The sequence below is a fragment of the Nonomuraea terrae genome, assembly GCF_004348995.1.
Classification (GTDB): Bacteria; Actinomycetota; Actinomycetes; order Streptosporangiales; family Streptosporangiaceae; genus Nonomuraea; species Nonomuraea terrae.
Map to the genome: position 1 here is coordinate 1 of NZ_SMKQ01000249.1, position 12,611 is coordinate 12,611.

Sequence of the window (12,611 nt, forward strand, 5' to 3'; positions counted from 1 at the left end):
GGCCAGGACGGCGCCCACCCGGGCCCCGCGCCGGGCCAGCCGCTGACCGGCGTAGAGCGCGTCGCCGCCGTTGTCGCCGCTGCCGACGAGGAGCACGACGCGTCTGCCGTACACGTGGCCCAGCAGGTCGGCGCAGACGGCGGCGAGCCCGGCTGCGGCGCGCTGCATGAGCGTGCCCTCCGGCAGCCGCGCCATGAGCGTGTGCTCGGCGCCGCGGATCTGGTCGGCGGTGTAGGCGGTACGCATGATTCGACGCTATCCCTCCGCGATCACGTAGGCCACGGCGACGCCCGCGTCATGGCTGAGCGAGACGTGCCAGCGCTTGACCCCCAGCTCGTCGGCGACCTCGGCGGCCCGGCCCGACACGCGCAGCTCTGGCCTGCCCAGCTCGTCGCGGCACACCTCCGCCTCGCGGTGCCCGAGGCCGCGGGGCGCGCCGAGCGCCTTGGCCACGGCCTCCTTGGCGGCGAACCTGGCGGCCAGCGAGTGCACCGGCAGCGGCCGCTCCGCCTCGGTGAACAGGCGCTCTCTGAGCCCCGGGGTGCGCTCCAGCGCGGTCTCGAAGCGGGCGATGTCGACGACGTCAACGCCGATGCCGAGGATCATCGTCTCAGCGTACTCAGGCGGCGGCCCTTTACCCCGAACTGGTTCTCGGTAATCCCATGTCTTTGTCCACAGGCTGTGGACGAACGGGACCCCGACCGACATCCGGTTTGTCGCACATCGCTACGCTGCCAAGGTGAACAACGGCTACGTGGAACTGAGCAGGGAGCAGTGGAGCGAGCTCCGCAAGAACACGCCCTTGACTCTCACCGCAGACGAGCTGGAAGAGCTGCGCGGTGTCGACGACCCCATGGATCTCACCGAAGTCACCGACATCTACCTCCCACTGACCCGGCTGCTCAACCTGCACTTCACCGGGTCCAAGCAGCGCAGCAGCGTGCTGAGCGCGTTCCTCGGCAAATCCGAGCGGCGCGTGCCGTACGTGCTGGGCCTGGCCGGCAGCGTCGCGGTCGGCAAGTCGACGACGGCGCGGCTGTTGCACACCCTTCTGGCTCGCTGGCCCGAACACCCGCACGTGGAGCTGGTCACCACCGACAGCTTCCTCTACCCCAACGCCGTGCTCGAGTCCAAGAAGATCATGCACCGCAAGGGCTTCCCCGAGAGCTACGACCGGCGCGCGCTGGTCAGGTTCGTGGCGGAGGTCAAGGCGGGGGCCGCGGAAGCGTGCGCGCCCGTCTACAGCCATCTTGAGTACGACATCGTCCCCGGCGCCGCTCAAGTCGTAAAAAACCCGGACATCCTCATTCTGGAAGGGCTCAACGTCCTCCAGCCCGCCCCGCCCACCTCCCTCGCCGTCAACGACTACTTCGACTTCTCCATCTACGTCGACGCCAGGGTCGAGGACATCCGCACCTGGTACGTCGAACGTTTCCACAAGCTCCGCCGCACCGCCTTCGAGGACCCGAAGTCGTACTTCCGCCACATCGCCGACATGTCCTACGACGAGGCCACGAAGTTCGCGGTCAACGTCTGGCGCGACATCAACGAACGCAACCTCGTCGAGAACATCGCCCCCACCAGGGGCCGCGCCGACCTCGTCCTCAAGAAGGGCGCCGACCACTCGGTGCGCAAGGTTCGGCTCCGCCAGACCTGAACGCCTCCTCGACCAGGAACCGGGCGAACCTGCCCCGGCACTCCTGGTCGTCGATGGCGGCGAACCAGCACTCCTCACCGTGGTCGTGGCACGTGAACCTGATCATGTGAGGGAGCCTCGCGTATTCGGGTCAACACCACGTCAACGTCCGATCGACGACAATGGCCGCGTGCTGCATCTGCGACTGATCGTCCCCCCGGCGCGCACCGGCGAGGCGACGGCGGTGTTGGCGGACGCCCCAGGCGTCACCAACATCGTCGTCCTGCCCGGAGCGGCCCGTGAGCCCGCAGGCGACCTCGTCCTGTGCGACGCGGCCAGAGAGTCGGCCAACGAGGTGCTCGGGCGGCTCGGCTGGCTGGAGACCGAGGGCTCGATCGCCGTCGAGCAGGTCGACCTGACGATATCGCGGGCCGCCACCAGGGCGATCGAGGAGGCCCCGGGAGAGCCCGACGACGCGGTGGTCTGGCAGGAGCTCGCCCAGAAGGTCTACGCCGACTCCCGCATCACGTGGGCCTACCTCGCCTTCCTGGCCATCGCCACCCAGCTCACGGGCATCGCCGTGTTGCTGAACTCCCCCATCCTGATCGTCGGCGCGATGGTCCTCGGGCCCGAGTTCGGCGCGGTCGCGGCCGTCTGCTTCGGGCTGCTGCACCGCAGGTGGCCGCTGATCGGCACCGCGTTCAGGACACTCCTCGTCGGGTTCGCGGTGGCCATCGCGATCACGTTCGCCTGCGCGTTCGTCTCCGCCCTGCTCGGCTGGATCGGCCCCGGCAACCTCACCACCAACCAGGAGATGCAGTTCATCGTCAAGCCCGACCGCTGGTCGTTCATCGTGGCGCTGCTCGCGGGCGCGGCGGGCGTGCTGTCGATCACGGCGGGCAAGTCCTCGGCCCTGATCGGCGTCTTCATCTCGGTCACCACGGTGCCCGCCGCCGGTTACGCGGCGGTCGCGCTGGCGCTGGGCGAATGGTCGGAGGTCGGCTTCTCGGCCCTGCAGCTGGCCGTCAACGTCCTCGGCATGGTCGTCGCGGGCACCGCCACCCTCATGGTCCAGCGCAGATTCTGGCCTCAAGTAGGACGCCGTTCATCCGGATGAACGAGGCCACGGCCCCGGACCTGCCGGTAGTGTCCGGCACATGCACATCCTCGCCACCGAGGGGCTGACCAAACGCTTCCCCACCGTCACCGCGATCGATCAGCTCACGGTCACCGTGGGGCCCGGCGTCACCGGCCTGGTCGGCGCGAACGGCGCGGGCAAGTCCACCCTGATCAAGATCCTGCTCGGCCTGCTGCCGCCCACCGGCGGCCGGGCCGACGTGCTCGGCCTCGACGCCACCTCCCGGGGCGCCGAGATCCGCCGGCTCGTCGGCTACATGCCCGAGCACGAATGCCTGCCGCCCGACGTCTCCGCCACCGAGTTAGTGGTCCACCTGGCCCGCATGTCCGGCCTGCCGCGCACCGCCGCCCGCGAGCGCGCCGCCGACGTGCTGCGCCACGTGGGCCTCGCCGAAGAGCGCTACCGGCCAGTCGGCGGCTACTCCACCGGCATGAAACAACGGGTCAAGCTGGCCCAGGCCCTGGTCCACGACCCCAAACTGATCTTCTTGGACGAGCCCACCAACGGCCTCGACCCGCGCGGCCGCGACGAGATGCTGACGCTCGTCAGGCGCATTGGCACCGAGTTCGGCATCAGCGTGCTCGTCACCTCCCACCTGCTCGGCGAGCTGGAGCGCATCTGCGACCACGTGATCGTCATCGACGGCGGGCGGCTGCTGCGTTCCTCGGCGATCGGCGAGTTCACCCAGGCCACGCAGGCCGTGACGGTCGAGGTCGACGAGGGCCTCGACGAGCTGGCCGCCCGGCTGGCCGCCGAGGGGCAGGCCGTCTCACCGCAGGGCCGCATGCTGGTGGTCAAGGTGCTCGGCCCCGAGACGTACGACGCTGTGCGCGACGCCGCGGCCGACCTCGGCCTGTGCCTCATCCGCCTGGAGCAGAACCGTCACCGCATCGAGGACGTCTTCCGCGAGGAGGTGAGGGCGCATGTCTGAGATCTACGACATCGGTTACCGCCACTACGACGGTCCCCGGCTCGGCCGCGGCTACGCCACCCGGGCGCTGGCCGTCCACAGCCTGCGCGGCGTCTTCGGCCTCGGCCGCCCGGCGCGCAGCAAGCTCACGCCGTTCTCGCTGGCCGCCATCATGCTGCTGCCCGCCATCGTGAACGTCGCCACGATGGCCCTCATCCAGCAGCGCGTCATCCAGTACAGCGGCTACGCGGTCATCATGCAGGCCGTGGTGGCGATCTTCCTGGCCTCCCAGGCCCCGACCCTCGTCGCGCCCGACCTGCGCCACCGCGTGCTGCCGCTCTACCTGTCACGCCCGGTCACGATCGCCTCGTACGTCGGCGCCAAGGTCGCGGCGATGACCGTGGCGGTGTTCGCGCTGGTGGCGGTGCCGCTGACGGTGATGTACCTGGGCGAGCTGGTCGTCGACATGCCGGGACCGCCGGCCACCGGGGAGTTCTTCGGCAGCGTCGTCATGGCGCTGGCGCTGGCGTTCCTGCTGTCGGCGTTCGGGCTGGCGCTGGCGTCGTTCACGCCGCGGCGCGGGCTCGGGGTCGCCTCGGTGATCACCGTGTACCTGCTGTCGTTCGCGTCCATCCCGCTGGTCTACGGCGCGCTGGAGTCGACCGGCCACGACGAGGCGGCCTCGTGGGCCTGGCTGCTGAACCCGTTCTGGCTGGTCGACTCCGTGCAGTCGTGGTTGTTCGGCACGCCGCCGCACTCCATCGAGGGCGGCTACCCCAGCGGCCCGGCCTCGGCGGTGTTCCTCGTGGCGCTGGTCGGGATCGGCCTGGGCGCCCTCATGCTGCGCTACAGGAAGGCGGCCGCCCGGTGAAGGTCGAGCTGTCACAGGTCTCCCGCTGGTACGGCAACGTGGTGGCGGTCAACGACGTCACCATGACCATCGGCCCCGGCGTCACCGGCCTGCTCGGGCCGAACGGCGCGGGCAAGTCGACGCTGCTGCACATGATGGCCGGCTTCCTGGCCCCGTCGAGCGGCACGGTCGCGCTGGACGGCGCCCCGGTATGGAAGAACCACCGCATTTACCGAAATATCGGCCTAGTTCCGGAGAAGGAAGGCGTGTACGGCTTCCTGACCGGCTGGCAGTTCGTGCTCTCGGCCGCCCGCCTGCACGGCCTGGGCAACCCCGAGGAGGCCGCCCGCAAGGCCCTGGCCACCGTGGAGATGGAGGAGCCGAAAGACCGGCGGGTCGAGACGTACTCCAAGGGCATGCGCCAGCGCGTGAAGGTCGCCGCGGCGCTCGTCCACGACCCGGCGGTGCTGCTGCTCGACGAGCCGTTCAACGGCATGGACCCGCGCCAGCGCCTGCACCTGATGGACCTCATCCGCGCCATGGGCACCGCCGGCAAGACGATCCTGTTCAGCTCCCACATCCTGGAGGAGGTCGAACGCGTGGCCCAGCACATCGAGGTGCTGGTCGCGGGCCGGCACGCGGCCTCCGGCAACTTCCGCGAGATCCGGCGGCTGATGACCGACAGGCCCCACCTGTTCATGATCCGCTCCAGCGACGACCGCCGGCTCGCCGCCGCCCTCGTCCGCGACCCGTCGACCGGCGGCATCACGCTGCGCCCCGACGGCCTGGAGGTCCAGGCCACCGAGTTCCGCCGCTTCGCCAAGCTCCTGCCCCAGGTCGCCCGCGACGAGGGCGTACGCCTCCACCAGGTCTCCCCCGCCGACGAGGACCTGGAGAGCGTCTTCTCGTACCTGATCAACCGGAGCGGTTCGTGAACCCGCACGCGACCGGGCCCGCCGAACGGAGTGAGGCATGAACACAGTCGTTGCCGGCATCACCTACCGAGCGCTGCTCGGTAGGCGGCGGATCATCCTGCTCCTGCTGCTGCCCCTCGGCCTGATCGCCCTGGCCGTGCTGCTGCGCTTCTTCGGCGGCAACGACCAGCCCACGGCCGTCGGCCTGATGCAGAGCTTCGCCATCGGCACCATGCTGCCGCTGCTGGGCCTCATCGCGGGCACCGGCGTCATCGCCCCCGAGATCGACGACGGCACGATCATCCACCTGATGTCCAAGCCGATCTCCCGCCCGGTCATCGCCCTGACGAAGTTCGTGGTGGCGGTCACGCTGCTGGCCGTCTTCGCGGCCCTGCCCACGTACGTCGCCGCCTGGCTCCTGGTCGGCAACGAGGACCGCATCGCCGCCGGCTTCGCCGCGGGGTCCCTGGCGGCCGGCATCGCGTACGCCGCCGTCTTCCTCCTGCTCGGCGTCGTCACCCGGCACGCGGTCACGATCGGCATCATCTACGCCCTGGTGTGGGAGAGCCTGGTGGGCAACCTCCTGGCGGGCGCCCGTACGTACTCGATCCAACGCTGGGGCCAGTCCATCGCCGACCAGATCTCCACCTCGGCCTTCTTCGAAGCCGACGTCTCCCTGAGCTTCGCCGTACCGGCCCTGCTGATCGTCACCGTCGCCGCCGTCCTGTGGGCCGGCCACCGCCTACGCGCCTTCTCCCTCACGGGCGACGAGTAGATCGCCTGTATGTTGGCCCTATGCCTGCGCGCCTGACCGAGCTGCGGCTGACCGAGTTCAAGACCTTCCGCGACGCCGTGCTGCCCATCGGCGACGTGACCGTACTCGTCGGCCGCAACAGCAGCGGGAAATCAAACGCGCTCGACGCCTTGGACGCGTTGTCCCGATTGGCGGAGGGTGGCGACGTCGTCGACGTGCTCGACGGCAGGCGCGGTGACGAGGGACCGTTGCGGGGCGGGATAGCCGGTTGCCCACCGCACGGTGGTGACGAGTTCGAGATCGGCTGCACGGTGATCAACCCCGACCGCGCGGCTGATGACTACTGCACCGCCGTCGACTTCGACGTTCGCGTCCGCCTCAGCCCCAAGCGGGAAATCGTCAAAGAGGCCATGACCGGCTGGTACGGAAGCGCCGACAGCCCCCGAAGCGGGCGAAATGACCTTATTCTCACCATCGAAGAGGTCGCCCGCGAGTCAGCGGCGATCGTCCTTCCCGCCTTGGTGAAGTTCATCAACCGCGAGCAGCTTCAGGGGGACCGCCCAGCCCTCACGCTGAGCTACGCCGCAGACGACGTGTTCACGGCCCTCCGCGGCGTCTTCCACCTCGATCCAGTCCCTCACCTGATGCGCCAGTACGTCCCCGGCCATGACACCCGTATACGCAGAACGGCGGAGAACCTCTCCGCCGTGATCGCCGAGATGTGCGAGAGCGCGCCGGCAGAGTTCCACGAGCTGCTACGCCGCACCAGATCGCTCGTAGAGCACGAGATCACGGATATCGAACTCGTGCGATCAGATCTCGGTGACGTCATGCTCGCGCTACGCGAAGGCGCATCGATCACACCGGCACGCGAGATGAGCGACGGCCTCCTGCGTTTCATGGCTGTCGCCACCACGTTGATCGGCCAGGGACAGAACCTCGACTTGGGCCGCCGCCACCTCACGTCGCCCACCTTGGTCATCGAAGAGCTTGAGAACGGCCTCCACCCCTCGCAGGCGTCCCAGCTTCTCGACCTGGTGAAGGCAACGACCGGCGCACAGGTGATCTTCACCACGCACAGCCCCGCCCTGCTCTCCGCGCTCGCCTCTGAAGATCACGACCGTGATCGTCAGCACCAGAGATCGCGCCACCGGGATGTCCCGCCTGACCAGGCTCCCCGACATAGAGGGTTACCCGAGTCTCATGGCCCAAGGCGACCTCGGCTCTGTCGTGACTTCGGGCGCCCTGGAACGGTCTCCGAAACGCGACTTCACCGAGTTCGACCGGCTGATGGGGATCGATCAGCAGTGAGCCACCGAGTGGAGTTCGTCGACACCACGATCCTCTGCAACCTGCTCGACGCCTGCGCTCCCTCATCGACGGCGCCGGAACCGGCGTCCCGCTGTCCGACCACGCCATGCGCAAGCTCGGTCTGGGCGATCTGTGCATCCTCGCCGAACGCGAGCTCTACCGCAGCCGCGTGACCGGCGTGGAGGTGGCCATCTGGACCCTGGACGACCAGCTCAGATCCCATGCATAAAAGAGATCGGGCACGACACGGAGTCGTACCCGATCTCAACAAAACTCAGACGCAGGCCTTGCGGACGACGTCGGCGAGGCGGTCGGCCACCTGGTTGGCGTGTTCCTCCGACGCGGCCTCGACCATGACCCGGATCATCGGCTCCGTGCCGCTCGGCCGGATCAGGACGCGACCCGTCTCGCCCAGCTCCGCCTCCGCCTCAGCGACGGCGGCGACGAGCTCGGGCACCGAGGCCTTGCCCTTGTCGACGTCCTTGACGTTGATCAGGATCTGCGGCAGCGGTGTCATCACCGAGGCCAGCTCCTTCAGTGTCACGCCCGACTTGGCCACCACGCCCAGCAGGTGGAGCGAGGTGAGCAGGCCGTCACCCGTGGTGGCGTGGTCGAGCATGATGACGTGACCCGACTGTTCGCCGCCCAGGTTGTAGCCGTCGGACTTCATCCGTTCGAGCACATAGCGGTCGCCCACCGCGGTCTCCACCACGGTGATGCCCGCGTCGCGCATCGCCAGCTTGAAGCCCAGGTTGGACATCACGGTCGCGACCACGGTGTCCTTGGTCAGCCGGCCCTCACGGTGCATGGCGGCGGCCAGGATCGCCATGATGTGGTCGCCGTCGATGATCGCGCCCGTGTGGTCGACCGCCAGGCAGCGGTCGGCGTCGCCGTCGTAGGCCACGCCCAGGTCGGCCCCGCGCGACACGACGACCTGCTGGAGTTTGTCCAGGTGCGTCGAGCCGTGACCGGCGTTGATGTTGAGGCCGTCGGGACGGGCGCCGATGGCCTCGACCCGGGCTCCCGCGCGCAGGAGCGCCTCCGGGGCCACCATGTGGGCGGCGCCGTGGGCGCAGTCGACCACGATGTTCAGCCCGTCGAGCGAGGCGTCCACCGTGGTCAGCACGTGGGAGATGTAACGGTCGGCCTCACCGTAGGCGTCGCGTACGCGGCCCACGCCGGAACCGACCGGGAAGCTCCACTCCTCGCCCAGCCGCCGCTCGATCTCGTCCTCGACGGCGTCGGACAGCTTGAAGCCGCCGCGCGCCAGGAACTTGATGCCGTTGTCGGGCGCCGGGTTGTGCGACGCCGACAACATCACGCCGAGGTCGGCGCCGAGCGCGGCGGTCAGATGGGCGACGGCCGGGGTGGGCAGCACGCCGAGGCGCAGCACGTCCACGCCGGACGCCGCAAGGCCGGCGACCACGGCGGCCTCGAGAAACTCTCCCGAGGCACGCGGGTCCCGGCCCACGACCGCCACCGGACGACGCCCGGTGGCGGCGAAAGCGCCTGCATCGCCGAGGACGTGAGCGGCCGCCACGGACAGATCCATGGCGAGCTGCGCAGTGAGGTCGCGGCCCGCGACCCCACGTACCCCGTCGGTGCCGAAAAGGCGCCCCAATTTAGCGCTTGCTGTACTGCGGAGCCTTGCGGGCCTTCTTGAGGCCGTACTTCTTCCGCTCCGTGGCGCGGGCGTCACGGGTGAGGAAGCCGGCCTTCTTCAGCGGCGGGCGGTTGACCTCGACGTCCAGGACGGACAGCGCGCGGGACAGGCCCATGCGCAGCGCACCGGCCTGGCCGGTCACGCCGCCACCGTCGATGCGCGCGATGACGTCGAACGCCTCCTCGGCGCCGAGCACGACGAACGGCTCGTTGACGATCTGCTGGTGAACCTTGTTCGGGAAGTAGGTGTCCAGCGGACGACCGTTGATCGTCCACTTGCCGGTGCCAGGGACGATGCGCACGCGGGCGATCGCCTCCTTGCGGCGGCCGGTACCGTACGAGTTGCCCGTGGTAACGGGCTTGCGCACGGGAGCGTCAGCGCTGGCGGCGGACTCGGTGGTGTACTCGGACGGGAAGTCCTCGCCGGAGAATTCCTCCAGCTCGGCCTCGACGGGCGTCTCGACACCGGTGGGCTCAGCCACGGTTCTCCTCTGAATCTTTCGAACTACTACTGGGCGATCTGGGTGATCTGGAACGGCACCGGCTGCTGGGCCTGGTGCGGGTGCTCGGAACCCGCGTAGACCTTCAGCTTCTTGGCCATCTTCCGGCCGAGGGAGTTCTTCGGAAGCATGCCCTTGACGGCCTTCTCGACGGCCTTGTCCGGCCGCTTCTCCATGAGCTCGCCGTACGAGACGGAACGCAGACCGCCCGGGTAGCCCGAGTGGCGGTACGCCTTCTTCTGCTCAAGCTTGTTGCCGGTCAGCGCGATCTTGTCCGCGTTGATGACGATGACGAAGTCACCGGTGTCGACGTGGTTGGCGAAGATCGGCTTGTGCTTGCCGCGGAGCAGGGTCGCGACGTGGCTGGCCAGCCGGCCCAGCACGACATCGGTCGCGTCGATGACGTACCACTGACGCTGGACGTCGGCGGGCTTCGGTGAGTACGTGCGCACGGTCGTAGCCTTCTTTATGCTCGCGTCTTCGGCGCTGTCGGATGCGACAGCTACATGGTCGGTCGGTGCGGGCACACGACGGCCCGGACCTTCCGTCTCCTCAGCACGGGAGATGACGCCGGACGCGCCGCGCATTGGTCACGCGGACCTATGCACACAACGAACGTGAGGCTACCTGCCCTAAGGCGTGCTGGTCAAAAGACCGGTAACCTCGCACGATTCTACCTGATCGCAGAACGGTTCGATTTCGTTTCCCTCGGCCCCCTTCTTTCCCATCACCCGACATCCCTATCGTTGGCGTCGGTATGTGGCAGAGCTCTCACACCCGGCCATCCCAGCGGGGCCCTCGGCGCCGGAGCCATCTGGGCGTGCTGGCCTGCCTCACGGCCGTGTTGTTCACCGGCGTGCTGATCGGCCGCCTCAGCGACGAGGCCGAGCCGGCCCGCCACGTCTACCTCCAGGAAACGGTGCCGCCCGCGGCCGCCACGACCAGCTCCGCGCCCCCGGACAAGGCCCGGCCGCAGGCCGAGATGATCCCCCGGCAGACCACGCCCAGCAGGCCCCGGCGCGCCGTCCCCAAGGCGTCCAAGAGCCCCGAGAACCGGGTTCCCGGCTTCAACGCCCCCGACGACCCCGTGTTGCGCTCGGAGCGGAGCGGCGGCGTGCGGGTGCTCGCCACCATGGCGAGGCGCGTCGTCTCGCTCACCAACGCCGCGAGGTCCCGGCACGGCTGCCGCCCGCTGCGGGTGGACGACGGTCTCATGCGCTCCGCCCGTACGCACGCGGTGGAGATGGCCCGTACGGGGCTGCTCTCGCACAACTCCCCCGACGGCGCGTCGCCCTGGGTCCGGATGGAGCGCGCGGGCTACGGCTGGGGCGCCGCGGAGAACATCGGCGCCGGATACAACAGCCCAGAAGAGGCCCTACGCGGTTGGATGGACACCCCCGACCACCGCAGGAACATCCTCAACTGCGGCCTGAAGGCCATCGGCGTGGGCGTCGCCTCAGGCCCCGGAGGCCCGTGGTGGACCCAAGACTTCGGAACCCGCTGACGTACATCACGGTAATGTCGCCGCATGGGTTTTCCCGAGGAACGTGAAAACGGCATGGGCGGCTCCCCGTTCGGCGGCGCCCCCTACGGGATGGCGCCAGCCCCCAGGAACGCCGGCGGCCCTCCCCCGGAGCAGCAGGAACAGCCGGAGCCCGCGCCGGAGGGCCGCAAGTCCCGTCGCTCCCGCAAGCAGCGCGCCGCCGAGCCCCCCACCGATTTCGCCGGCGAGACCGACACGATCGCGTCCGGCAACCGTAAGGCCTCCGAGCCGGCCCCGCAGAGCCGGATCGGATGGAGCCCGTACGACGAGGGGCCGCGCTCGCGCGCCCCGCTGTGGTTCGCGATCGGCGGAGTGGCGGTGCTCGGGCTGTTCGGCGGCGGGCTGGCCATGATGTTCAACGCCGACGCCCCCGCCGCCCAGGAGACCACCGCGGTCCGCCAGACCTCGGCGCCGCTGCCGTCGGTCCCGCCCGGCAAGTACGGCTTCGCCGAAGACCGCAAGACCGACCCGGAGCCGATCACGGTCAAGGAGCTCTTCGGCACGAAGAAGAAGTTCTCCGTCTCCGACCGCGGCTACGAGATGACGATCACCAGCAAGGACAAGAAGTGCACCGACGGCGCTCTGGGCGACAAGCTCCAGAAGGCGCTCAAGGACGCCAAGTGCACCCAGTTCGTCCGGGCCAGCTTCCGTGACAAGGAAGGCAAGGTGATCGGCACGGTCGGCGTGGCCAACCTCCAGTCGAGCAAGCTGGCCGGCAAGGTCGCCAAGTCCGGCGACACAGAAAACTACGTCAAACCGCTCGCCGGCAAGGACAGCGTCACCAAGTTCCTCGGCTCGGGCAGCGGCGGCGCCAAGGTCTCGACGTACGGCCACTACGCGGTCCTCGTCTGGTTCCAGAACAAGGACGGCACCAAGCCCGACTCCAAGGGCTCCAAGCGCATCAGCGAGGCCATCGACGACATCACCAAGACCACGGTTTTCAAGGCCCTGGACAACCGGACGCTGACGGGAAGCCCGCTGACCTGAGTCGCTTTGTGTGACCAAGGCCCCCAAACGGGACCGGTGATGCTTCTGGGAACACCCATACCGGCCTAACGATCTCGCTCTCTCGCTAGGCTCCAGCTATGCGTGGCCAGGAACCCGGGTCTGAGCACGATCGCAGGGCGGCCGGCGGCTCGGCCGCACCCGCGACGCCACCGCCGAGCTTCGGCCAGACCGACGGGCAAGACGTATCACCGGCGTTTCCTCCATCCCACCGGGCGGCGGAGGCCGAGCCGCGCCCTGCCGCCCCGCCGTGGGAGGTGGCCGACGCCGACGCCACCCCGTACGACTGGCACACCGACCCCGCCACAGACCCGGCAGCCACGCCCTACGCCGACACCGATCCCAGCGGCACCCCCGTCTCCAGATCCCACCAGCCCTACCCCAGCCC

The 12,611-nt window shown here is 69.2% G+C and carries 14 protein-coding genes and 1 pseudogene; 10 read left to right on the top strand and 5 right to left on the bottom strand.

Going from position 1 to position 12,611, the window contains the following annotated elements; all coding sequences use genetic code 11:
• Positions 1-246 (bottom strand): NAD(P)H-hydrate epimerase (locus tag E1286_RS41645; RefSeq protein WP_281282846.1); only part of this gene is annotated, 246 nt, incomplete at its 3' end.
• 9 nt (positions 247-255) lie between these two features.
• Positions 256-606: a holo-ACP synthase gene (locus E1286_RS41650; protein ID WP_132621997.1), complete on the bottom strand. Its 351-nt coding sequence runs from the start codon at positions 604-606 to the stop codon at positions 256-258.
• A gap of 148 nt (positions 607-754) precedes the next feature.
• Between E1286_RS41650 and coaA the strand changes: the two genes are divergently transcribed.
• The 7 genes from coaA (at position 755) to E1286_RS41685 (ending at position 7,686) form a co-directional block, all read left to right on the top strand.
• The gene (gene coaA / locus E1286_RS41655) at positions 755-1,657 is read left to right on the top strand and encodes a type I pantothenate kinase (RefSeq protein WP_223190878.1); all 903 of its coding nucleotides are present in this window, start codon (positions 755-757) and stop codon (positions 1,655-1,657) included.
• A 169-nt stretch (positions 1,658-1,826) separates the two neighbouring features.
• On the top strand, positions 1,827-2,753 hold the full coding sequence (locus E1286_RS41660; protein WP_132622001.1) for a DUF389 domain-containing protein: 927 nt from the start codon (positions 1,827-1,829) through the stop codon (positions 2,751-2,753).
• Positions 2,754-2,793: 40 nt separating this feature from the next.
• Positions 2,794-3,705: an ABC transporter ATP-binding protein gene (locus tag E1286_RS41665; protein ID WP_132622003.1), complete on the top strand. Its 912-nt coding sequence runs from the start codon at positions 2,794-2,796 to the stop codon at positions 3,703-3,705.
• Positions 3,698-4,555: an ABC transporter permease subunit gene (locus E1286_RS41670; protein ID WP_132622005.1), complete on the top strand. Its 858-nt coding sequence runs from the start codon at positions 3,698-3,700 to the stop codon at positions 4,553-4,555. Before E1286_RS41665 ends, E1286_RS41670 begins: the two co-directional genes overlap by 8 nt.
• On the top strand, positions 4,552-5,469 hold the full coding sequence (locus tag E1286_RS41675) for an ABC transporter ATP-binding protein (protein ID WP_132622007.1): 918 nt from the start codon (positions 4,552-4,554) through the stop codon (positions 5,467-5,469). Before E1286_RS41670 ends, E1286_RS41675 begins: the two co-directional genes overlap by 4 nt.
• Positions 5,470-5,506: 37 nt before the next feature.
• Positions 5,507-6,223 carry an ABC transporter permease subunit gene (locus tag E1286_RS41680; protein ID WP_132622009.1) on the top strand — a complete coding sequence of 239 codons (717 nt, stop codon included), beginning with the start codon at positions 5,507-5,509 and terminating at the stop codon, positions 6,221-6,223.
• A 20-nt stretch (positions 6,224-6,243) separates the two neighbouring features.
• Positions 6,244-7,686 carry an AAA family ATPase gene (locus E1286_RS41685; RefSeq protein ID WP_223190877.1) on the top strand — a complete coding sequence of 481 codons (1,443 nt, stop codon included), beginning with the start codon at positions 6,244-6,246 and terminating at the stop codon, positions 7,684-7,686.
• A 101-nt stretch (positions 7,687-7,787) separates the two neighbouring features.
• Here E1286_RS41685 and glmM read toward each other — a convergent pair whose 3' ends face one another.
• From glmM to rplM, 3 genes are read right to left on the bottom strand one after another with little or no spacing between them, the layout of a single operon-like run.
• On the bottom strand, positions 7,788-9,134 hold the full coding sequence (gene glmM, locus E1286_RS41690; protein WP_132622011.1) for a phosphoglucosamine mutase: 1,347 nt from the start codon (positions 9,132-9,134) through the stop codon (positions 7,788-7,790).
• 1 nt (position 9,135) lies between these two features.
• A complete protein-coding gene (gene rpsI / locus E1286_RS41695) occupies positions 9,136-9,657 on the bottom strand; it encodes a 30S ribosomal protein S9 (RefSeq protein ID WP_132622013.1) in 522 nt (173 codons plus the stop codon).
• A 26-nt stretch (positions 9,658-9,683) separates the two neighbouring features.
• On the bottom strand, positions 9,684-10,127 hold the full coding sequence (gene rplM, locus E1286_RS41700; RefSeq protein ID WP_132622015.1) for a 50S ribosomal protein L13: 444 nt from the start codon (positions 10,125-10,127) through the stop codon (positions 9,684-9,686).
• A 368-nt stretch (positions 10,128-10,495) separates the two neighbouring features.
• Between rplM and E1286_RS41705 the strand changes: the two genes are divergently transcribed.
• The 3 genes and pseudogenes from E1286_RS41705 to E1286_RS41715 all read left to right on the top strand — a co-directional run.
• Positions 10,496-11,179: a CAP domain-containing protein gene (locus E1286_RS41705; RefSeq protein WP_132622017.1), complete on the top strand. Its 684-nt coding sequence runs from the start codon at positions 10,496-10,498 to the stop codon at positions 11,177-11,179.
• A gap of 24 nt (positions 11,180-11,203) precedes the next feature.
• A complete protein-coding gene (locus tag E1286_RS41710) occupies positions 11,204-12,205 on the top strand; it encodes a hypothetical protein (RefSeq protein WP_132622019.1) in 1,002 nt (333 codons plus the stop codon).
• 98 nt (positions 12,206-12,303) lie between these two features.
• A pseudogene (locus E1286_RS41715) lies at positions 12,304-12,611 on the top strand (hypothetical protein); the annotation flags it as partial.